The organism is Halomonas salinarum (assembly GCF_012062845.1).
In the GTDB taxonomy this organism is placed as follows: domain Bacteria; phylum Pseudomonadota; class Gammaproteobacteria; order Pseudomonadales; family Halomonadaceae; genus Onishia; species Onishia salinarum.
The window spans coordinates 15,572-37,005 of the sequence record NZ_WWNB01000012.1; the positions used below are offsets into that span (position 1 = coordinate 15,572).

The 21,434-nt window shown below is 56.8% G+C and carries 20 protein-coding genes; 10 read left to right on the forward strand and 10 right to left on the reverse strand.

Annotated elements, in window-relative coordinates; translation table 11 throughout:
- The first annotated feature begins 97 nt into the window (after positions 1 to 97).
- The 3 genes from HF027_RS09795 (at position 98) to HF027_RS09805 (ending at position 3,502) form a co-directional block, all read left to right on the forward strand.
- Positions 98 to 772, forward strand: coding sequence for a LuxR C-terminal-related transcriptional regulator (locus HF027_RS09795; protein WP_168015219.1), 675 nt, complete (start codon positions 98 to 100; stop codon positions 770 to 772).
- Positions 773 to 822: 50 nt separating this feature from the next.
- The gene (locus tag HF027_RS09800; RefSeq protein ID WP_168015221.1) at positions 823 to 2,256 is read left to right on the forward strand and encodes a sigma-54 interaction domain-containing protein; all 1,434 of its coding nucleotides are present in this window, start codon (positions 823 to 825) and stop codon (positions 2,254 to 2,256) included.
- A gap of 166 nt (positions 2,257 to 2,422) precedes the next feature.
- Entirely contained in the window at positions 2,423 to 3,502 is a 1,080-nt protein-coding gene (locus HF027_RS09805) for a transporter (protein ID WP_168015223.1), read from the forward strand.
- An 88-nt stretch (positions 3,503 to 3,590) separates the two neighbouring features.
- Here the strand turns inward: HF027_RS09805 and HF027_RS09810 are convergent, their stop codons facing one another.
- From HF027_RS09810 to HF027_RS09855, 10 genes are all read right to left on the reverse strand, one after another.
- Positions 3,591 to 4,241, reverse strand: a complete 651-nt coding sequence (locus HF027_RS09810) for a hypothetical protein (protein WP_168015225.1) — start codon at positions 4,239 to 4,241, stop codon at positions 3,591 to 3,593.
- Positions 4,242 to 4,301: 60 nt separating this feature from the next.
- The gene (locus tag HF027_RS09815) at positions 4,302 to 5,000 is read right to left on the reverse strand and encodes a C39 family peptidase (RefSeq protein WP_245184645.1); all 699 of its coding nucleotides are present in this window, start codon (positions 4,998 to 5,000) and stop codon (positions 4,302 to 4,304) included.
- A 44-nt stretch (positions 5,001 to 5,044) separates the two neighbouring features.
- On the reverse strand, positions 5,045 to 5,386 hold the full coding sequence (locus tag HF027_RS09820) for a hypothetical protein (RefSeq protein WP_168015227.1): 342 nt from the start codon (positions 5,384 to 5,386) through the stop codon (positions 5,045 to 5,047).
- A 183-nt stretch (positions 5,387 to 5,569) separates the two neighbouring features.
- Complete coding sequence (locus tag HF027_RS09825) at positions 5,570 to 6,814, reverse strand: hypothetical protein (protein ID WP_168015229.1); 1,245 nt, start codon at positions 6,812 to 6,814, stop codon at positions 5,570 to 5,572.
- Between the two features lie 485 nt (positions 6,815 to 7,299).
- On the reverse strand, positions 7,300 to 8,868 hold the full coding sequence (locus HF027_RS09830) for a bifunctional aminoglycoside phosphotransferase/ATP-binding protein (protein WP_168015231.1): 1,569 nt from the start codon (positions 8,866 to 8,868) through the stop codon (positions 7,300 to 7,302).
- Positions 8,869 to 8,884: 16 nt separating this feature from the next.
- Positions 8,885 to 10,174 (reverse strand): glutamate-1-semialdehyde 2,1-aminomutase, encoded by a 1,290-nt coding sequence (hemL, locus tag HF027_RS09835; RefSeq protein ID WP_168015233.1) that lies wholly within the window; start codon positions 10,172 to 10,174, stop codon positions 8,885 to 8,887.
- Positions 10,175 to 10,260: 86 nt separating this feature from the next.
- Positions 10,261 to 10,923 (reverse strand): thiamine phosphate synthase, encoded by a 663-nt coding sequence (thiE, locus tag HF027_RS09840; protein ID WP_168015234.1) that lies wholly within the window; start codon positions 10,921 to 10,923, stop codon positions 10,261 to 10,263.
- 2 nt (positions 10,924 to 10,925) lie between these two features.
- Complete coding sequence (gene thiD / locus HF027_RS09845) at positions 10,926 to 11,774, reverse strand: bifunctional hydroxymethylpyrimidine kinase/phosphomethylpyrimidine kinase (RefSeq protein ID WP_245184647.1); 849 nt, start codon at positions 11,772 to 11,774, stop codon at positions 10,926 to 10,928.
- Positions 11,774 to 12,205, reverse strand: a complete 432-nt coding sequence (gene hemJ / locus HF027_RS09850; RefSeq protein ID WP_168015236.1) for a protoporphyrinogen oxidase HemJ — start codon at positions 12,203 to 12,205, stop codon at positions 11,774 to 11,776. Before hemJ ends, thiD begins: the two co-directional genes overlap by 1 nt.
- A 54-nt stretch (positions 12,206 to 12,259) precedes the next feature.
- Positions 12,260 to 14,011 (reverse strand): chloride channel protein, encoded by a 1,752-nt coding sequence (locus HF027_RS09855; protein ID WP_168015238.1) that lies wholly within the window; start codon positions 14,009 to 14,011, stop codon positions 12,260 to 12,262.
- A gap of 136 nt (positions 14,012 to 14,147) precedes the next feature.
- Between HF027_RS09855 and argC the strand changes: the two genes are divergently transcribed.
- From argC to rsmG, 7 genes are all read left to right on the forward strand, one after another.
- Complete coding sequence (gene argC / locus HF027_RS09860; RefSeq protein WP_168015240.1) at positions 14,148 to 15,182, forward strand: N-acetyl-gamma-glutamyl-phosphate reductase; 1,035 nt, start codon at positions 14,148 to 14,150, stop codon at positions 15,180 to 15,182.
- A 212-nt stretch (positions 15,183 to 15,394) separates the two neighbouring features.
- Positions 15,395 to 15,757 (forward strand): iron-sulfur cluster insertion protein ErpA, encoded by a 363-nt coding sequence (erpA, locus tag HF027_RS09865; protein WP_168015242.1) that lies wholly within the window; start codon positions 15,395 to 15,397, stop codon positions 15,755 to 15,757.
- A 104-nt stretch (positions 15,758 to 15,861) separates the two neighbouring features.
- A complete protein-coding gene (locus tag HF027_RS09870; protein WP_168015244.1) occupies positions 15,862 to 16,626 on the forward strand; it encodes a transporter substrate-binding domain-containing protein in 765 nt (254 codons plus the stop codon).
- Between the two features lie 145 nt (positions 16,627 to 16,771).
- Entirely contained in the window at positions 16,772 to 17,443 is a 672-nt protein-coding gene (locus tag HF027_RS09875; RefSeq protein WP_168015246.1) for an amino acid ABC transporter permease, read from the forward strand.
- A gap of 40 nt (positions 17,444 to 17,483) precedes the next feature.
- Positions 17,484 to 18,257 carry an amino acid ABC transporter ATP-binding protein gene (locus HF027_RS09880; protein WP_168015248.1) on the forward strand — a complete coding sequence of 258 codons (774 nt, stop codon included), beginning with the start codon at positions 17,484 to 17,486 and terminating at the stop codon, positions 18,255 to 18,257.
- 617 nt (positions 18,258 to 18,874) lie between these two features.
- Complete coding sequence (gene mnmG / locus HF027_RS09885) at positions 18,875 to 20,770, forward strand: tRNA uridine-5-carboxymethylaminomethyl(34) synthesis enzyme MnmG (protein ID WP_168015250.1); 1,896 nt, start codon at positions 18,875 to 18,877, stop codon at positions 20,768 to 20,770.
- A complete protein-coding gene (gene rsmG, locus HF027_RS09890; RefSeq protein WP_168015252.1) occupies positions 20,767 to 21,423 on the forward strand; it encodes a 16S rRNA (guanine(527)-N(7))-methyltransferase RsmG in 657 nt (218 codons plus the stop codon). Before mnmG ends, rsmG begins: the two co-directional genes overlap by 4 nt.
- Positions 21,424 to 21,434: the final 11 nt, after the last annotated feature.

Genomic DNA, 21,434 nt, shown 5'->3' on the forward strand with positions numbered 1-21,434 from the left:
TGAGCAGAAAGGTCAACGCTTAGCTGAGATTACCACGAATACGTCCGATACGGCTTGATAGCGCCGCATGACGAAACCTTCATCGGAGAATAAGGTCATGAGTCACCCAGGCACCTCAATACTGCTCGTAACCGACTGCAGCCCGCAGTCACAACTCTTCATCAACTATATTCATGAGCAGTTGGAAGAAACGGTTACCTCTTTGGCCCCCGATGCACAGGCCATCCCCGAGGGCAATACGAAAAACATCGTTTTACTGGACACCAACCACGTGACCGAAGAGGCCATTCAGCTCTGGCACAACCTGTCACTGGAAGATGAGACCATTACATTAGCAGCTTTGAACCTTAAAGATGAGGATAATGCAGCGGATTTGCTGGCTGCCTATCATCTGCAGGGAGTGTTCTATCGTAACGATAGCCTGTTGCTCACATGCAAGGGGATCAGTCGGCTGATCGAAGGGGACCTATGGATGTCGCGAACGCTGATGGCTCGCCTGATCAACTTCTATCGACAGCAGCAGCGCAATGCCTATCGGCCTGTATGCGGGCTAACACATCGTGAAATGGAGATCATCAGCCTTCTGAGCTCTGGCGCATCCAATACCGACATCGCCGACAAGCTCTTTGTCAGCGAGCATACGGTAAAATCGCATCTCTATAATATTTTCAAAAAAATCAAGGTCCACAACCGTATCCAGGCGATGAACTGGGCGCGACAGAATATAGCGACGAGCCCGGTGCCGTTAAAAAAAATTCTCACGGGCTCTTGAAAAATAAGTAGAACCGTCTATTTCTTCTCTATCCTATAAAGGTGTAGCGAATGAACTCACCTGAGTTCTTCATTTTTCCTCAAGATTGCTATGTGCATATCCAAGGGAAACTTAATACCCTTAAAGAAAAAGGGTGGACAGGTATTTCCTCCGATGAACTTCCCTTAAAGGGAAAATGGGTAACTTCTACAACAAAAGTAGGGTTAGTGCCCATTTTTAGCTCAGATCGAGAGGTGCTAGATACTATTGAAAAATTTATCACCAATCACCCTGAAGCTGAGTGGGTGGGTTGGTTATTGGATGGTTCATCAATAGAAAATAGCGTTGATGTCGATGACTTTATATTACGTAATCTTCACAGCTTCCACCAGAAAGATGATCCTATTGATGACATTGTCGTTTCATTGAATAGCTGTAAAGCCATATCAGCTCTGAAAAACAAAAGAGAAACTATTAAAAATCAAGAGCTTACACGAAATTCTAGCATGGAGAAGATGCTGGGCAATGCGGCGTCCATGCAATCGCTTTTTTGTACTATAAAAAAAGTAGCAGCCGTCGATGCTCCCGTTTTTATTAATGGCGAGTCAGGAACAGGGAAAGAACTCACGGCACGCAGCATCCACGAATTATCTTCGCGCCGTGATGGACCATTCAATGCAGTCAATTGTGGAGCCTTGCCTACTCACCTGATTCAGTCAGAACTTTTTGGGCATGAACAGGGGGCATTCACAGGAGCTGTTAAACGCAAGATCGGACGCATCGAGGCAACGCAAGGTGGAACGCTTTTCCTCGATGAAATAGGCGATCTTCCACTAGAAATGCAGGTTAATTTACTACGATTTCTGGAAGATCATAAAGTACAGCGCATTGGTGATACATCAGAGATCGCCGTCAATGTTAGAGTACTAGCAGCCACACATGTCGATCTAAAAAAAGCCATCGAAGAAGGGCGGTTTAGAGAGGATCTCTATCATCGTTTAAATGTGCTTCATATCTCGGTGCCGTCTTTAAGAGAAAGGAGCCAGGATATTGAGATAATCGCCAATTATTTTTTTGACCACTTTTCACGTGAAGGTTCTGCCAGGGCTCGAGGCTTCAGTCAGGATAGCCGAGTTGTAATGCAGCAGTATCGATGGCCCGGTAATGTCAGAGAGCTCATCAATCGCGTCAGACGAGCCACCGTAATGTGTGAGCATCGTCTAATTTCACCAGAAGACCTGGGACTGGAGCGACGCAGCCATGACTGGCGAGAGCCCCTTACCTTGGAAAAGGCGAGGGATATTGCCGAGCATGAAGTGGTTAATGCAGCATTGGTAAGAAATAAATACAAAGTGCAAAAGGCGGCGAAGGAACTTGGGATTTCCCGGGTCACCCTTTACCGGATGATGGAGAAACATCACATTTCTCGTCATTGTTGTGAAGAAAATGTTTCCAGAAATTTTGAGCCTGAGCAGGGTAGTGTGGCAAAGCTTTCCTCAGGTTAATTTCTGCCAATAACTCGGCATACATGAAAAGCAATTAAAAGGAGCTATATACAAGATAGATCACAACTATAAATGTTAAAACAAGCACTCATCATTAGCTGATGCGATATACGAACGTGATCAATAATCATCAGGTTCAAGGAAAATAAAGGGGAAGGGAAAGATAATGAAAAAAATAGCCAAAAGCGTAATCGTACTACCGGGCCTGCTAACAATGATGGCGGCTGGAAACATCTATGCTCAGACATCCAATGATGAAAGTATGGAAACTGTTGGCCAGCCACCTCCTGAACAGGATATGCAACCACAGATTCAGGCGATCCCTGACATTGGCGGGGTTCTGACACCTCAAGGCCGGTTGGTCCTGGAGCCCGAGTTCCAATATTCTCACTCAAGCGTCAATCGACTTACGTTTCGCGGTGTCGAGATACTCAGCACCCTTTTAGTAGGAGCTCTGAACGCAGAAGACGTTGACAGGGATACTTGGACAACATCATTAACCGGAAGGTTGGGCGTTACCAACCGCCTGGAGCTAGAGCTCAAGTTACCCTATGTGTATCGCGAGGATACGGTCACAAACACCATCGCAGAAGCTCAACCCGCTTCTTTTAATCAAACAAACTCTCGCTCAGGTGACGGCTTGGGTGATATTGAAGTTGCCGCTCATTATCAGCTCAACAGAAACCTCAATGGTGGCCCCTTCTACGTGGGTAACCTGCGTTACAAGTCAACGACGGGTAAGAGTCCCTTCGAGATCGACCGAACCGATGATGGGGTAGAACAAGAACTGGCAACAGGCTCAGGTTTTCATTCCATCGAACCTAGCTTGACTATTCTTTTCCCCTCAGATCCTGCCATTTATTTTGCCAACATTGGTTATCTATTCAACTTGAAAGATGATGTCAATGAAAGGATTGGCGACTCTGTTATTGGCGAAGTGGACCCAGGTGATGCCGTTCGCGTCAGTTTCGGTATGGCCTACTCCATCAACCCGAAATCATCATTTACTCTAGGCTACAAAAATGACTTCATCGGTCAAACTGAGACCGAATTTACCAACCCTGACACTGGGGTAAAAATTACACGTACAGGTGAGTCTCTGAATATCGGATCGATGCTTCTCGGTTGGTCTTATCAGCTGGACCCCGATGTGGCGATCAACTTGAACCTCGAATTTGGCATTACCGAAGATGCTCCTGATACAACTCTTACGCTTCGTACTCCTATAGGATTCAATATCTTTTAGCAGACAGCACATTAAGAGGCCTTCATTAAATGAAGGCCTCTATTTTATATGCATGATTATAAACCCAAAATATAATACAACTTACCACCTAGAAGTTAGCAATTGACCTCATGATGGCCGAATGAGTCTTTGCGGACTGAAGTGCTTCAACATTTTTAAGCGACACACTGACATCAATACTCTGCGAGATATTCTGCCCAGACCCGTTGCTGACGACCGCACTCATGATGGCATTACGGGTAATATTATGCAGTGCTGCCGTAAAACTCCCTGCATCAGAGAAAGCAACACCCGAAAAATCAGCAAGCCCTGCCAGATTAAAAGTTTTCGGAGCAACCTGGGTAATAGAAGTGCCTTTAGGGCCAATGCTGGTGGTATTGGGTGACGCATCATAAACGTCTTCAGAAACAACGTTGATACCAGCCTGACTGAAAGCCAATTGCGTCTGCATTCTTACCATGCCATCAATCTTTGTTTGCAGTGTAGCGCCAAAGTCCACATCGACACCACCAATAGAGAAACCTCCTCGTAGCTCATCCATAGCGTCCAACGGGATGATGGATGCATGAGAGTGCGTATAGATATCTTCATCAAGCGGCGACATGGCCGCTTCGCTAATAATAAAACTCTCAGCTTTTATAGTAGGCACTGATATGATACCTGCCAGAATCAATGCGGTTAGGCTGGCTACGTGAACCTTATTATAGCCATTCCTTGTGGTGCTCCTTGACGCTTTCATGGTTTGCCACTCCTGTAGTGATAAACCCCGGAAAAGTAGAATACTGATGATTCAGTTAATTTAGCGCCCCAGTTCATTGCGGCCAGGCAGTGATAACATGGCCGAACCGATCGTCGAGCGTTGTATGCCTTGTTGGAGGGGAGATTCTGGTCGAACCTGCCAATCACGATCGCTATTGAAATACTGTTTCGCTAACAACATGTCCTCACGGGCTCCTAGTACGGTTCCCGTCCACAATGTTTCAAAATGCTCTTTGGGTACTACCACGGTGCCTACCGCAGGATCTCCAATCAAAACGTTGCCATCATCCATGCCCTTGATCACCACGAAGTGCTTATAGCCACCTGTATTGATTAAGGTTATCGCAGGCAGCCCAATGCCGATGAAGTCGTCAAGCTCCACACGAAACCCGTCCGAGTTAAGCCCCTGAGAATCGAGGTACTGCTTCATGTCGAGCATGGAAAATCCATAGGTACGGATTTTTTCTACATTGCCACGCTGGATCATTGATTCGAAAACAGCGACTTCTGAAGTAGGGCGCTCATAATGATAGGTAAGCAGTGTCGCGACGGCAGCGGAGCCACAGCTAAAATCATACTGCTGGCGCACCACGTTTTCCCAGCGAAGTTCATTGAGACTCTCAGCCTTGACCTGGAAAGAGCCGAATGGGTTGGCAATTGTCACAGGTCCCGCCACGGCATGCTGAGCCGTCAGAATCAAAGTAGCCGCTATCATCACTGAGCGTAAAAAAATCAACATCGCACTCGCCCCTTATCTTATCATCGCTAATATTCTTTTCAGCCTTACTGGGGATTGGCGATGTAGACACTTATGCCAACAGAACCGCTTACCGCATTGGCATTACCCGTGGTGATATTGAAAACCCCGACTCCGCTGAAACTATTCATCGAGTTTGCTTCAATATTCACGTTGCCACTCACAACATCTCCACCGACATTGAACTGCGTGGTTTCGACCGACGTATCGACGTTCTGAATACTCTGAACGTTAGTTAAATTAATACCTTCTCTACCGCGTGCTTCTTGCAGTTCCTCGACCTCAAGAGGGTTGTTGTTATCAAACCCCTGAGTTGCCACTCGTGAATCGGCATGACCGGGCTGACTTAATCCAGCGGCAATCATCATGCCTACACCGACGAAGAGGGTCCTGTACCGAGGCAAGCAAATATTCATAGCACACATGGCCTGGCACTCCTTCCATTGAGAACGCTCGTGATGAATAACAAGCTGGCGGGGCAACCCCGCCAGCCCTTACAGTCACATCTCAGGATAAGATCACTGCGACATTACGTCGTTTGATCGCATCCGTTAGTTGCCGATGTTGACGTTGCTGTGAGCAGCCACATTGGTCCCAGCCACCTGGGAGTTGTAGATGCCAGTCGAGACGTTCATGTTGGCAATGCCGCCAAAGTTGCCGGCTGCCACACTGACATTGGCATTACCGGTGCTCAACACTGCAGCTCCGCCAGCTCCGCCAGCGCCACCAGCACCGCCAGCTCCGCTGGAAGCGGCTACAGCGCCACTGGTGGCACCGCCACCACCACCACCATTGCCAGCACCGCCGTTACCGCTATCAGCCTCGGCATAATCGCCATTACCGCCTGCTCCACCGGTACCATTACCTTCACCGGTACCCGCTCCGGTTCCAGCACCACCGGTTGATGTTCCGGCAGTTGCGTCAGACGTGGCGTTCGCTTCAGAGTTGGCTTCGGCGAACTGGTCAACATCACCATCAGAGCCACCGCGACGACGACGTTCAAAGCCAAGGAGTTGCGGTGTTCCGCCATTGCCGTCAGCGGCTTCATTGTTATTGCCAGCCAGAGATCCGGCGGCACCAAGTGCGCCGGAACCGGCATCGGCATCACTGTCGCCACCTTCGCCATAGCCCACACCAAGGCCTACGCCAAGCCCAGCACCACCTTCGGCACCATCACCACCGATAGCCTTGGTTTCACCGGATTTACCACCGTCCCCGTAGCCGCCATTACCGGCCTTGGCCATGCCCATGGCCATGGCATTCCCGCTGTTGCCGCCATTGCCACCGTGCGAGCCAGCTCCGCCCGTGATATTAATCTGGGCACCAGTGACATTGGAGCTCATCTCCTGCATGGAGATCACGCTGGTAGAAGTGTTGAAGGATTCGCTATAGGCCCAGGCATCCCCGCCACGACCGGTCGAGCCGCCCGCAGCACCTGCACCAGAACCTGCACCAGCAGCGCCATTACCGTTGCCACCGGTACCGCCAGTACCGCCATAGCTGCCATCGTCGTCACCGCCGCCCCAGCCGCGACCCTTGCTCTGATAACCCTTGCCACTACCAGCTTCGACATCACCGCCGTTGGCATCACCGCCCCAGCCGGAGCCGCCATAGCCTTCGCCATAGCCGTCACCGCCGTTGGCATTCCCGCTGTTGCCTCCGGTGGCAGTAGCGCCTGAGATGACCGCCTGAGTGGTTTCTCCCTTGGCGACACCGACGCTCGGGTTGGCATGTGCAGCTGAAATTGCCATTACCAGGGCCAGCATTGAGGTACCCGCAATTACATAATTTTTCATGACCGTTTCTCCAGTCTGGATATGATCCCTTGTCATTCCCTGCGAAACGTGACTCGTCAGTGAACCGGTTGCGGTTGATAGCTGGCGTCATCCATTCGCAGTCGAGATTTACAACGCACAATGCGTGCCAGGTTCTGTGAAACTTTTTGTAAGCCACTGTAAGTATCAGGAAATAAAAAACGGGGCGGCGGGAGGAGGGCCAGAGACTGGTCGATGCTTGAAGAGGTAGGCGGCCATGGCGATGAAAAGCGTTACATTTATGTAACTCGATTAATGGCCTAATAGGGTTGGGAAATTTTTTCTTCTCATAATTCAGATAATTAGCCTTTCAAGGCCGATGATGCATCAGCGATACAAAAAACGGCCACCTGACATTCAAGGAACGCCAGGTGGCCGAAGAGAAGTTAAAAAATCACAGCATTTCAATATATTGCAGAACACTGTAAGCCCGATGTACAGGCATACGGTAACTGACGAGGCAAGGGTCAGGCTTGATTCATGTGCTGCTGGATCAACTCAACCAGAGTCTCAGTAGCATCCGTTGCCGTTGTATCCAGATGAACCAAGTGTCGTCGCTCTTCATCGCTGAAGGGCTCGAAGTGTTCTAGCTGTCGTTCGAGTACGGAAAGGCTCGCCTCGGAGGGGTCGCCCCCCAGACGCGCCCGCTTCTCGATACGCGCCCGCAGAGTGGCTTCATCGGCCTCGAAGCTGATGGTCATCACCGCTAGGCCTCGGGCCTCGGCCTGGTCAGCCAGCAAGTCGCGTTGCGACCTCTTAAGACAGGTCGCATCGATACACACCGAAAGACCTGCCTCGAAAAGCAGGCCACTGAGTTGTGCCAGATGATGGTAGGTACGCTCGGTCGCCTCCGGGGTATAGATATCCACACCCTGCTGGTGACTATCCGCCTGTGGAGCGAATCCATATAGACGCTTACGCTCCACATCAGAACGCAACCGCACGCCGCCAAGGCGTCTGACCACTTCCCCGGTGAAACGGCTCTTGCCACTGCCCGATACGCCAACGCCAATCAGCAGATAGGGGAAGCGGAACTCGCTGTAGCCTTCCGCCAATGCCAGATAGCGTTGATACTCGGACCAGATAGACGCGCGTTCGTCAGCCGGTAGCGTGGGCTCGGCGTAACGCAGCATCGCGACCTTGGCACGTACCAGGGCACGATAGATCTTGTAGTAGTCGAGCACCCCTACCAGGGCGTAGTCACCCGAAAGCTCCAGGTAACGGTTCAGCGCATGACGCGCTAGCATCAGCTCACCGCGAGCCTCGAGATCCATCAGCAGGAAGGCCAGATCACAGCCGACATCGTTCCAGCGCAGGGCATCATTGAACTCGATGCCATCGAACAACAGCGCTCGGCCCTGATGACGCACGGCGTTACCCAAGTGGATATCGCCGTGGGTCTCGCGAACGAAACCCTCGCGATGGCGCTCGGCAAACACCGGCATCAGCCGGGCTTCCATCTCATTGACCCGTTCCCTGAGGGTATCCAGGCGTTGGCGATCTTGCGGATTGGGCAGACGATCGCCGATCAATGAGAACTCTCTGGCCACGATCTCTCGCGTCGAGTCGGCACTGCCATGTTCGCTCGACGTCTCGATTCGCTGCGCCTGCTCGTGAAAATCCACCAGCTGGTCGATCAGGTCATCGAGCAGTTCCATCGATAACTCGCCATCCTGCTGCAAGATGCTGAACAGATGGCGATGGCTGAACTGGCGCATCTTCACCGCATACTCGAAAGGCGCGCCTTCACCGTTGAGCTTCGGCGCCTCCGGTGAGCCTGAGATGGGCACCACATCCAGGTACAGGCTCGGTGCCAGGCGCTGGTTGAGACGTACTTCCTGCTCGCACAAGGTGTGACGTTTCTCGAGGCTCGAAAAATCCAGAAAGCTGCCGAGATCGACCGGCTTCTTGATCTTGTAGGCGTAGTCGCCGGTCAACAGGATCCATGAAATGTGTGTTTCATGGACCTCGATCTTATCCACTGGATGATCAAAGCAGGCCGGATGGCTAAGCGCCTGAATAAGGACATCGCTCACGGTGATGCCTCCTTGGTTAGGCCTTGTTCATGGCAGCAAAAGCCCGCTCGGCACCGTCCAGGGTCGCCTGGATATCTTCCGGGGTATGAGCATTGGACATGAAACCGGCCTCATAGGCCGAAGGCGCCAGATAAACGCCCTCATCGAGCATCAGCGAGAAGAAGCGACGAAACGCATCGGCATCACAGGCCGTGGCCTGAGCGAAGTTGTCGACCTGCGATTGGGCGGTGAAGAAGAGCCCGAACATGCCACCGGCCCGCTGAGTGATCATATCGATGCCGGCGGCCTCGGCCCGCGCCTTGAGACCATCGCATAGCGTCTCGACACGCTGGGTCAGGGCCTCATGGAAGCCGGGTTCCTGAATCTTGGTCAAAAGGGCAATACCGGCGGCCATGGCCAGCGGATTGCCGGCCAGTGTGCCAGCCTGATAGACCGGGCCCAGTGGCGATATCTGCTCCATCACCTCACACCTGCCGCCAAAGGCCCCGACCGGCATGCCACCGCCGACGATCTTGCCAAGGCAGGTCAGGTCCGGCGTCACCCCGAAGTGTGCCTGGGCCCCGCCCTTGGCAACACGAAAGCCCGTCATCACCTCATCGAAGACCAATAGACTTGAATGGCGATCACAGACCTCACGCAGCGTCTCGAGGAAGCCTTCTCGTGGCGGAATGCAGTTCATGTTGCCGGCCACCGGCTCGACGATAATGCAGGCCACCTGATCACCGATCTCCTCGAAGCAGGCTTCCACTGCGTCGAGGTCATTGAAGGGCAGGGTCACCGTATGTTCGGCAAGCGAGGCCGGCACGCCCGGCGAACTCGGCTCGCCATGGGTCAGGGCCCCGGAACCAGCCTTGACCAGCAAGGAGTCGGAATGGCCGTGGTAGTTGCCCTCGAACTTCACGATCTTGTCGCGCCCCGTATAGCCTCGCGCCAGGCGGATCGCCGACATGGTGGCCTCGGTGCCCGAGTTGGTCATGCGTACCATCTCGATGGACGGCATGATCTCGCAGATAAGCTCGGCCATGCGGGTTTCGATGGCGGTCGGGGTACCGAAGGACAGTCCCATATCGAGACGCTCGCGCACTGCACCCAGCACGTCCGGGTCGGCGTGGCCAGTGATCATTGGTCCCCAGGACCCCACGTAGTCGATATAGGCTTTGCCCTCGACATCATGCAGGTAGGCGCCCTGGGCACGCTCGATGAACACCGGCGGACGATCCATGCCCTTGAAGGCACGAACCGGCGAATTGACGCCGCCCGGGATATGGCGACAGGCCTGTGCGAAGAGCTCTACTGAGGTGGTCATGAAAGCCTCTCGGGTCTGATAGTGCGAAGTTGTGGATAAATCTCTGAATAATGCGGATAACTCTCGGTGAGCACCCTGTGGATAAGCTATGGATGATGCGCTGCCATGCTCAAACGTCGGTTAAGCTCAATGACGCGCGCCTCGGGATCCTGCACCGCAAATACCGCCTCGACGGCGGCGGCAAGCTCCGCGCCAGCCTCACGCACTGTGGTGATGTTATCCACCGTAATGCCGCCGATCGCGCCCCGCGGCAAGCCAAAACGTCCGGCCTGCTCAAGCAGTGACAGTGGAGCCGGCGGCGCGGAGGGTTTGGTACGCGAGGCAAAGAAACGGCCGAAGGCCAGGTAGGATGCCCCTTCGGCCGCCGCCTTTTCGGCAAGCTCCAGCCGGTCATGGCAGGTAACGCCGATGATGGCGGTGGGCCCCAGCTGGTAGCGAGCATCGTTCACAAGACCATCCTGCTGACCAAGATGCACCCCGACTCTCCAGTGGCCGGCCCGGCGCAGGCGTGCGGCCAGCGCCACGTCATCGTTGATGATCAAAGGTACCTCATACGCCGAGCAGCGCGCGGCGAGTTCGTTTGCCTGACGCCAACGCTTGTCAGCGTCGTCGGACTTGTCGCGGTACTGCAGCAACGCCAGACCACCGCGTAACGCCGCCTCGCAGGCGCTCAGCAGGCGCTCATCATCGGGCAATAGGGTCTCATCGGTGATGGCGTAGACACCGCGTGTCCAGGCAGGCTCGAACATCGTCACTCCGAAGTATGCGCAGTGCTCGGATGGCGCCAAAGGCGGCGTGGCAAGGCCTGACCATCGGATGGGCGCCAGCCGTGGCGTAATGTCTGCCAGGTATATTCCTGGGCCATCTCACAGGCCTGAATCAGGCTTTCGCCTGCAGCCAGATAGGCGGCCAGTGAGGCCGCCAGCGTACAGCCCGACCCATGAAAACTGCCGGCCAGGCGAGGCCACCACCATTGGCGGCCATTGTCCGGCGTATGCAGGGTGTGGACAACCTTGTCCGCAGCGCTGCCCGTCGCCGGCGAATCAGTGCCGGTGACTAGGACCGACTGGCATCCCTCCGCCATCAGCGCAATGGCGCGATCGGTATCATTGTCCCAGCCCGGGTCGGTGAGTTTTGCCAGTTCCGCCCGGTTTGGCGTCAGGATATCCACCAGTGGCAGAAGCCGCTCATGGAAGGCATCGATCAGCTCGGCCGAGCTCAGATCGTACCCACCTCCGGCGCGAAGCACCGGATCGACGACCACCGGGACGCCGGGATAGCGGCGCACGATATCAACCACCGCATCGAGACTTTCAAGGTCTGCCACCAGCCCAACCTTGATCGCCGAGACCGTGAACTCACCCAGCGCCGCGGCCATGGCGCGCATGTCATCACCGCGACAGGGCATGACAGTGATGACATCACGGCTATTCTGCACGGTCAGGGCGGTGGGGATGGTCAGCGGCCAAGCACCACAAGCGGCAATGGCCTCGACATCAGCGGTCAGCCCAGCGCCGCCGCTCGGATCGTGGCCTGCCAGCACCAGCACCACCGGCAGTTGGCGAATGTCATGCATTCCATACTTGTCGGCATCTGGCATCAGAACGGCTTGACCACCGCCAGGATGACGACCAGCACCAGCACAACGACCGGCGCCTCATTGAACCAGCGGAAGAACACGTGCGATTTCTGACAGGTGCCGGCGGCCAATTTCTTCATGTAGGCCAGGCATACGTGGTGATAGCCGATCAGCAACACCACCAGTGTCAGCTTGGCATGCATCCAGCCCTGACTCATCAGCCCCGGCACCAGGGCCAGCATACCTGCGCCAAGCACGATCACCGCGATCATCGACGGCATCATGATGCCGCGATACAACTTGCGCTCCATGGTCGTGAAGTAGCTGATGGCCTGATCATCACCGGCATCACGCGCCGTGGCGTGATAGACGAACAGCCGCGGCAGGTAGAAAAGCGCGGCAAACCAGGTCACCACGGCGATCAGGTGAAAGGCCTGAATCCATAAATACATAATCACTCCTCAAGAGTCGTTCCCTGCGACAGCGGCCCGGCAGAGCTCGCTCGCTCACGGCATGTAGCGATAGTAGTTTTCAATGCTTTCACGGGTGATGATACCGGAAATACGCCGCTTGATCGGCCCCATCGAGGTTTCGACATAAAGTGCATCCACTCGTGCCTCGTTGAGCCGGTCCAGCGCCTCGCTGAGAGTCGCCTCAAGGTGAATGGGCGCCATGTCCAGACGCTGGCCGGGCACTTCGAGCAGGTCGATCTGCTCCTCCTTGGCCCAGGCGTCTTCATCGAGCAACACACGCGCCAGATCCGCCGCCTTGAGTGCCAGGGTCGGCTTGTCGTCCCGGGAGCGCACGATCACCACCCAGACAGGCTTGGCATGCAACATCGCCTCGGCTTCCTCGCGACCGACCCGGCGCTGGCTTCGCACCAGGCTGCGCTCCATTACCGCTGGCACCGATACTCGCGACAACGCCTGTGACAGCGGCTGCTGCAGTGGATGCAGGCCATGACGCGTCAGGTTGATGAAGAAGCCCTCGCAGCGACACAACCGCCTTGCCGTGAGCCCTGCAATCACCACCGCCAGCATGCCGGGCAGAATGATATTGGGATTGTGCGTCAGTTCGAGAAGGGCCATCAGTGCCGCCAGCGGTGCCTGCAATACTGCCCCCATCATCGCCGCCATGCCCAGCATGGCAAACAGTGACGGGTCTGCCGCCGCTTCGGGCCATAGCCACTGGCCGAGCAGACCAGTCAGCGCGCCGGCAGCGGCGCCTGAAACCAGCACAGGGCCAATGATGCCGATAGGAAGACCGCTCGCCACGGTGAGCGCAGTTAGCCCCAGCTTGGCGAGCGCCAGCGCCACCAGCACATTCACTGCCACCTCGCCATCCAGGGTGGAGGCCAAACTGTCGTAGCCGATGCCCTGTACCTCTGGATACCACCAGGCTACCCCGCCCACGGCGAGCCCCACCAAGGTCAGACGGGCCTTGATCGGCCAGGCGGCAAAACCGGTCTTTAACTTCGACAGGCGAATGAACCCGCCAGACAGGAGGCCAATCACCAGTGCACTGAAGAGAATCCAGGACAGGTTCAGCCAGGAATCCAGCGCTACGCTCGAGGTATGAAAGGCCGGCTGAGTGTCATAGACCAGTTGGGCGACGACGGCCCCCATACTGGAAGCCAGGATCACCGGCATGAAGCCAGCAATGGTGTACTCCATCATCACCACTTCCATGGCAAAGATGACCCCGGCGATCGGCGTATTAAAGGAAGCCGATATGCCGGCCGCCGTCCCAGAGGCCACCAATACACGCAGGCTATTGTGAGGCAGGCGAAGGTGCTCACCGATGCCGCTGACCGCCGCCGCGCCGAGATGTATCGCCGGGCCTTCCCGGCCCGCCGAAAGGCCACCAAGCACCGATACCACCCCGACCCACCATTGGTTGAGCCAGTTTCGCAGCGGGAATCGCCCCTGATGATACGTCAGTCGCTCAATCACGTGACCGACACCGAGCTTGCGAGCCGCCGGTGGCTGACGCCATAGCCCTACCCCGATCAGGGCGACCGCCGCCAACGGCAGCAACGCCCGGAACCAGGCCGGCAATCCCTCGAAAGCCTCAGAATCCGCACCGGGCATGAAGGCCAGCGCCCCCAGATCCAGCAGCAGTTGGAAGCCCACCATCAGGCTGCCGGTGACAATCCCGGCGATCGTCCCCAGCACGCAGAGCTGGGGAAGAGATTCGACATTGGCCAGTTTACGACGAAAGGTCGCAAGGCTCAGGTCGGGAAAATGTGGGCGTGGCACGGTGGCGCTTCCTTGACCATGGGGCTCATGATGGGAGGGTGATTTCACCTGTCGTTGACTGACAGGTGTATCATACCGGGACCATCTCTTCAGACTCGACCCCGAAGGGTCGGCCAGCTACCTAAGGAGGGACATCGTGATCAAGGTGGGCATTGTCGGGGGCACCGGCTATACCGGCGTCGAATTGCTGAGGCTGCTTGCCCAGCATCCCCAGGTCGAAATAGCGGCCATTACCTCGCGTTCCGAAGCGGGCCTCGCTGTCGATGAACTCTATCCCAACCTGCGCGGCCACTATCCGGAACTTTACTTCACTGCCCCGGATGCAGATGTGCTCGGCCGCTGCGATGCCGTCTTCTTCGCCACTCCGCATGGTGTCGCTCATGCGCTGGCCGGCGACCTGCTAGAGCGCGGTACCCGGGTCATCGATCTCTCCGCCGACTTCCGTCTGGAAGATGCCGAGGAATGGGCACAGTGGTACGGTCAGCCCCACGGCGCTCCTGAGCTGCTTGAAGAAGCCGTCTATGGCTTACCGGAAGTCAATCGCGAGGCCATACAAGAGGCACGCCTGATTGCGGTTCCAGGCTGCTACCCCACCGCCGTGCAACTGGGCCTCTTGCCGCTGCTCGAAGGGGGCCTCATTGATATCGAGCATGTGATTGCCGACTGCAAGTCAGGCGTCACCGGCGCCGGTCGCGGTGCCAAGGTCGGCTCACTGCTGGCTGAAGCCAGCGAATCCATGAAGGCCTATGGCGCCAGCGGGCACCGTCATCTGCCCGAGATTCGCCAGGGCCTCGGCCGCGCGGCCAAGGCACCGGTAGGCCTGACCTTCGTTCCTCATCTGACACCGATGATTCGTGGCATTCACGCCACCCTCTACGGGCGACTGACCGAGGAGCCCGGTGACCTGCAGGCGCTGTTCGAGACGCGCTTCAAGGACGAACCGGCTGTTGACGTCATGCCCGCAGGGAGTCACCCCGAGACCCGCAGCGTCAAGGGCAGCGACATCTGTCGGCTGGCCGTCCATCGCCCCGGCGATGGCGACACCGTGGTGGTGCTTTCTGTGATCGACAACCTGGTCAAGGGCGCTTCCGGCCAGGCCATCCAGAACCTCAACCTGATGTTCGGCTTCGACGAGATGGCAGGCCTTAGCGCCCCGGCGATAATGCCCTGATTCCCTTCTTGGACTATCGTTCACCGGCGCCGGAGGTAGGTCACAGCGAAGGTCCTCTGCCATGGATGGCAGAGGTAGCACCCAGGGATGGGTTTACAGCGCCTTCGCACGTGGCCTACCTACGGCTTCGCCCCTCAAAAGTTGACCCTTTTGCTGGGGATTGTGGATAATCATGTCATGTACCCCATTCCATCAACCGCGGGAGAATCTCCATGAGCGGTGCTGAATCTTTCGATCCTGACTCCCTGAAGCCGATGCAGCTATCGCCTAGCGCCCAGCGGCGCCTGCGCGGGCTGATCACGGAAGAGGGCAACTCGGCTCTCAAACTGCGCGTCTACGTCACCGGCGGTGGTTGTTCGGGCTTCCAGTACGGCTTCGATTTCGCCGACGATGCCAGCGACGACGATACCCTGATTGCCTTCGACGACGTCTCGATGATCGTCGACCCTCTGTCGTATCAGTATCTGGTCGGCTCGACGGTCGACTTTGAGGAAGGCCTTGCCGGTGCGCGTTTCGTGATCCAGAACCCCAACGCCACCAGCACCTGTGGCTGTGGTGCCTCCTTCATGGTGTAAATCACCGTCAAATTGGCACTTTTTTCTTCAACTTGACGCTTCCCCGGGAACTCGCCATTGTTAAAGGCGTGTTCCACAAACAAAATTTCCAAACGGGGAACTTCATGACAACTGCATATAAAAAAGCGTCACTGCTTTCCTCCCTGGCGCTCGGCCTTGGCATGTCCACGCTTGCCAGTGCCGCCGACCAGCCAACGCTCGACGTGGTCACCGACCCAAGCTTCGTGCCCTTCGAGATGATGGATACCGAGTCCGGAGAAATGGTCGGCTTCGACATGGACATCATCAACGAGGTCGCCGATCGCGCCGGCTTCGATATCAATCTGAATACCATGGACTTCAACGGCATCATCCCGGCCATCCAGACCGGTAACGTTGATATCGCCATCGCCGGCATTACCATTACCGAAGAGCGCAGCGAGATCGTCGACTTCTCCGACCCCTACTATGATAGCGGTCTGCGCATCATGGTCGCCGCGAACAACGATAGCGTCGAAACCATCGATGATCTGACGGGAATGACCGTCGGCACCAAGATCGGCTCAACCAGCTATGACTACCTGACCGAAAATCTCGGTGACGACGCGACCATCACGCCCTATCCGGGCAGCTCCGACATGTACATGGCCCTGCTCGGCGGCAGCGTCGATGCAGTCTTCTATGACGCCCCCAACGTTGGCTATTTCGCCCAAACCCGCGGTGAAGGCCGTGCCAAGGTCGTGGGCCCCCTCTACGAAGGTCAGCAGTACGGCATCGCGCTGGTCAAAGGCAGCGACTGGGTCGAACCCGTCAACGAGGCCCTCGCGTCCATGCGTGAAGATGGCACCTACGATGAGATCCACGAAAAATGGTTTGGCAGCGCTGAATGACGCGACAAGCCATGACGGTGTCTGATGGCTTATCGCACTCTCAGACATAGCTGGTCGCACGGGGTCGGGTCGCTAGGCTCGGCCCCTTTGCGTGGTGCCCTTTGCACCCTTCTATCTGACGAAGCTTCTGGACGGGAGATCCCTCGTGGACGTCACCTTTCAATTCGACTGGCAGGCCGCCCTATCCTCGATTCCCTACCTGCTGACGGGGATACCCTATACCTTGCTGATCTCCTTCGGTGGTCTCGCCATCGGCTTTCTGATCGGCATCCTGTTTGGTCTTCTGCGCATCAGCCCGATTGCCTGGCTACGCATCCCGGCCATCACCTACATCGAGATATTTCGCGGTACCCCAGTGCTGGTGCAGGTGCTCTTCATCTTCTATGGCCTACCACAGATCATCGGGGGGCCGGTCAATGCGCTGGTGGCCGGCATCGCCGCCATCGCCGTCAACTCCGGCGCCTATATCTCCGAAATCGTGCGCGGCGGAGTACAGTCGATCGAACGCGGTCAGCGTGAAGCTAGCCTGTCGCTTGGCCTGTCGCGCACGCAATCGTTCCGCTACGTGATCTGGCCCCAGGCGTTTCGCCGCATGATTCCCTCGCTTGGCAATCAAGGCATCATCAGCATCAAGGATACCTCGCTGTTCTCGGTGATCGGTGTGGGCGAGCTGGTCCGTCAGGGTCAGGTCTACATCGCCACGACCTTTAGCGCACTGGAGGTCTATCTGATGGTCGCCATGCTGTATCTCGCCATCACCCTCAGCCTCTCGCTGGCCCTGCGCCAGCTCGAGCGCAAGGGGCTGGTAGGTCAATAACGCCGGCACAACGAACATCGGTACAACGAGGGAACCGATCATGACAGATATCAAGACAGAGGCCGGCGCCGAGCCGATCGTGCGCATGGAAAAGGTCAACAAGTTCTTCGGCAGCCTTCACGTGCTGCAGGACATCGAGCTTTCGGTCAGCCATGGCGAGGTCGTGGTGGTCATCGGGGCCAGCGGCTCAGGCAAGTCAACGCTGATCCGCTGTATCAATGGGCTCGAGGAATTCCAGCACGGCCATATCGATGTCGATGGCAATGAACTGCTGCCAAATGGCAAGAGCAGCAAGTCGCTGCAGACCATTCGTACCGAGGTCGGCATGGTCTTCCAGCAGTTCAATCTCTTCCCCCATCTCAGCGTACGCGACAACGTCACCCTGGCGCCCATCAAGGTCCGTGGCCTCAGTGAAAAACAAGCGATCGACAGCGCCAACCGACTGCTGGACCAGGTCAATATCGCTGACCAGGCTGACAAGCTGCCAGGCCAGCTCTCAGGCGGCCAACAGCAGCGTGTGGCGCTCGCCAGGGCACTGGCCATGGAACCCCGGCTGATGCTCTTCGATGAGCCCACATCGGCTCTTGACCCGGAAATGATCGGTGAGGTGCTGGATGCCATGCGAGAGCTGGCCGACGCTGGCATGACGATGATGATCGTCACGCATGAAATGGGCTTTGCTCGAGAGGTGGCGGATCGCGTGATCTATATTCACCAAGGGCAGATCGTCGAGCAGGGCAAGCCGGAAGCCGTGTTCGACAACCCCCAGAATGAACGCACCAAGAGCTTCCTGGGACGTGTCCTCAAGCACTGATGAAGCGATCATGAATGTTCGCTGATCGTGACCTGGATGGCTTCTATATGGCTTCGCTAGGCCATCACGCATGCAGATAATGGCACCTAAAAGGGCCTGTCGACTTCTCGACAGGCCCTTTTTTTGGGCTGTGGACAAGTTTTTTCAGAATGGCTCCAAATCGTCCCATGACCGGCAGCATCAGCGACTTCACGCTGATTGCCTTCGGATGTTAATCGCCACGGTAACAACCCGGCCTGGGCTCGGTGGATAACCTTGGGTTATTTGAGACTGTGGACAAAGCCCTCTTTCATCCACAGGCTCATGACATGCTGTACGCATCTCCTGCGCTGTTTTTCACACGATTGGTCAACATTCCAGTGAGTTGATAACTATATAAATAACGAGGTTTTCCACAGAAAGTGTCCACACCAGTAGTAGCAACAACAACAGAACTTCTCTTCTATTTAATCTGTATTTTATATTAAGCCCGGGTCACAGACGCTGGAATGCGAATCCGGGTGTGGAAAACCCCTGACGGTTACCCACAGGAGGTTTATACTCTGCGGCTGATTTCTCACCCCGTCGTTTGACGACGGCTATGGACACGGCGCCATCGGCGCCATTCGAGGTGCAACGTGGATTACCCCGACCGTTTTGACGTCATCGTCATCGGCGGAGGCCATGCGGGAACCGAAGCCGCCCTGGCCTCTGCTCGCATGGGTGCCAAGACCCTGCTGCTGACCCACAACATCGAGACGCTGGGCCAGATGTCCTGCAATCCCGCCATCGGCGGGATCGGCAAGAGTCATCTGGTCAAGGAAATCGATGCACTCGGCGGCGCCATGGCGCTGGCCACCGACCTGGCGGGCATCCAGTTCCGTCGACTCAATGCCCGCAAGGGACCGGCAGTTCGCGCCACTCGCGCTCAGGCCGACCGAGTCCGCTACAAAGCGGCGATTCGCGGCATGCTGGAGAATCAGCCCAACCTGACGATTTTCCAGCAGTCGGCAGGCGACTTGATCGTCGATGGCGACACCGTGCGTGGTGCGGTAACCGAGACTGGTATCCGCTTTCTCGGCGAAAGCGTGGTGCTCTGCACCGGTACCTTCCTCGGCGGCGTGATCCATATCGGTCTCGACCAGAGTCTCGGTGGCCGTGCCGGTGACGCACCGTCCAACGCCCTGGCAAAACGCCTGCGGGCACTGCCGTTCAATGTGGCAAGGTTGAAGACCGGTACACCGCCACGCATCGATGCCCGCAGTGTCGATTTCAGCGGCCTCGAGGAGCAGCCCGGCGACAGCCCGACGCCCGTGATGTCGTATCTTGGCAGCCGTGACATGCACCCTGAGCAAGTCAGCTGTCATATCGCGCATACCAATGAGCGCACTCACGAGATTATCTTCGCCAATCTTGATCGGTCGCCGATGTATTCCGGCTCCATCGATAGCGTCGGCCCGCGCTATTGCCCGTCCATCGAAGACAAGGTGCATCGCTTCGCCGACAAGGCGAGCCACCAGATCTTTGTCGAACCCGAGGGGCTTAACACCCACGAGCTCTACCCCAACGGGATTTCCACCTCTCTGCCTTTCGACGTCCAGCTTGAGGTAGTGCGCTCGATCGAGGGGATGGAGAACGCGCATATCACCCGCCCCGGGTACGCCATCGAGTACGATTTCTTCGATCCACGAGACCTCAAGCACACGCTGGAAACCAAGTTTGTCCACAACCTGTACTTCGCCGGCCAGATCAACGGCACCACGGGTTACGAGGAAGCCGGCGCTCAAGGGTTGCTGGCGGGGCTTAACGCCGCTCGGCGCGCCAAGGGGCTTGAGGGGTGGTCACCGCGGCGCGATCAGGCCTACCTCGGCGTGCTGGTCGACGACCTGATCACCCTGGGCACCCAGGAGCCCTACCGGATGTTCACCTCGCGGGCCGAGTATCGCCTGCTGCTGCGCGAGGACAACGCGGACCTGCGCCTGACCGAAATCGGCCGGGAGCTGGGGCTGGTCGATGACACCCGCTGGGCCGCCTTCTCCGCCAAGCGTGATGCTATCGAGCAAGAGCTCGAGCGTCTCAGGGTCGGCTTCGTGCAGCCGGGCAGCACCGCTGCAACAACGCTTGAGGCGAAGACCGAGAAGCCACTGACGCGCGAGTACAGCCTTACCGAACTGCTGCGTCGGCCGGAACTCGAATACGCCGATGTGGCTCGTCTCACCGGCGAGCCGGTCGAGGATCCCACGGTCGCCGAACAGGTACAGATTCAGGTCAAGTATCAGGGCTATATCGATCGTCAGCAGGAAGAGATCGACAAGCTCAAGCGTCACGAGGCGACGCCATTGCCGGCGGATCTGGATTACCAGCGCGTCGAAGGGCTTTCCCACGAGATTCGCCAGAAGCTTGAAGCCGCTCGCCCCGAGACCCTGGCGCATGCCGGGCGCATCTCAGGCGTGACGCCGGCGGCGGTGTCGATTCTGCTGATCCATCTGAAGAAGCGTCGCCTGCTCGACGACAGTCAGGCGCAGAGCGCATGAATCAAGCCCTCGCTAACGCGATTCCCGACACCGTGGCCGCAAGGCTTGATACGGGACTTGCCGCGCTCAATATCGCGCCAGAGGTCGACCAACGCGCACGCCTTCTGGGCCTGCTGGCGCTGTTGCACAAGTGGAATCGCGCCTATAACCTCACCGCGGTACGCTCGCTCGATGACATGGTGACCAAACACCTGCTGGATAGTGCCTCGGTGCTTGAGCATGTGCGTGGCCCACGCCTGCTCGACGTCGGTGCAGGACCGGGGCTACCGGGACTGGTGCTGGCAATTCTCAAGCCTGAGCTTGATGTCACCCTGCTCGACAGCAATGGCAAGAAGGTCCGCTTCCAGCGCCAGGCGGTATTCGAACTGGGGTTGACCAATGTCACGCCCAGCCAGGCACGGGTCGAGTCTTTCGAGGCCACCCCCTTCGATCAGGTGATTTCCCGGGCCTTTGCAAGTCTTGAGGATTTCATCGGCCTGACGGGGACCTTGCTTGCCACGGACGGTCAGTGGCTTGCCATGAAGGGAAAGGCCGGTGATGAGGAACTCGCTGCCCTTCCTGATGACGTGGCACTCATCGAGCGACGGGCCCTTGCCGTGCCCGGCGAGGAAGGCGCCCGACACCTGCTGACGCTGGCTCGTCGTACCGACTGAAGCTGTGCTGC

Bases quoted from the DNA above. Each gene is read 5' to 3' on its own strand.
- HF027_RS09795 (WP_168015219.1), top strand. From the start codon at position 98: ATGAGTCACCCAGGCACCTCAATACTGCTCGTAACCGACTGCAGCCCG.
- hemJ (WP_168015236.1), bottom strand. From the start codon at position 12,205: ATGTATTTATGGATTCAGGCCTTTCACCTGATCGCCGTGGTGACCTGG.
- HF027_RS09880 (WP_168015248.1), top strand. From the start codon at position 17,484: ATGACAGATATCAAGACAGAGGCCGGCGCCGAGCCGATCGTGCGCATG.
- HF027_RS09805 (WP_168015223.1), top strand. From the start codon at position 2,423: ATGAAAAAAATAGCCAAAAGCGTAATCGTACTACCGGGCCTGCTAACA.
- rsmG (WP_168015252.1), top strand. From the start codon at position 20,767: ATGAATCAAGCCCTCGCTAACGCGATTCCCGACACCGTGGCCGCAAGG.
- thiD (WP_245184647.1), bottom strand. From the start codon at position 11,774: ATGCCAGATGCCGACAAGTATGGAATGCATGACATTCGCCAACTGCCG.
- HF027_RS09820 (WP_168015227.1), bottom strand. From the start codon at position 5,386: ATGATGATTGCCGCTGGATTAAGTCAGCCCGGTCATGCCGATTCACGA.
- thiE (WP_168015234.1), bottom strand. From the start codon at position 10,923: ATGTTCGAGCCTGCCTGGACACGCGGTGTCTACGCCATCACCGATGAG.
- HF027_RS09810 (WP_168015225.1), bottom strand. From the start codon at position 4,241: ATGAAAGCGTCAAGGAGCACCACAAGGAATGGCTATAATAAGGTTCAC.
- erpA (WP_168015242.1), top strand. From the start codon at position 15,395: ATGAGCGGTGCTGAATCTTTCGATCCTGACTCCCTGAAGCCGATGCAG.
- HF027_RS09800 (WP_168015221.1), top strand. From the start codon at position 823: ATGAACTCACCTGAGTTCTTCATTTTTCCTCAAGATTGCTATGTGCAT.
- HF027_RS09870 (WP_168015244.1), top strand. From the start codon at position 15,862: ATGACAACTGCATATAAAAAAGCGTCACTGCTTTCCTCCCTGGCGCTC.
- hemL (WP_168015233.1), bottom strand. From the start codon at position 10,174: ATGACCACCTCAGTAGAGCTCTTCGCACAGGCCTGTCGCCATATCCCG.
- HF027_RS09815 (WP_245184645.1), bottom strand. From the start codon at position 5,000: ATGTTGATTTTTTTACGCTCAGTGATGATAGCGGCTACTTTGATTCTG.
- HF027_RS09825 (WP_168015229.1), bottom strand. From the start codon at position 6,814: ATGAAAAATTATGTAATTGCGGGTACCTCAATGCTGGCCCTGGTAATG.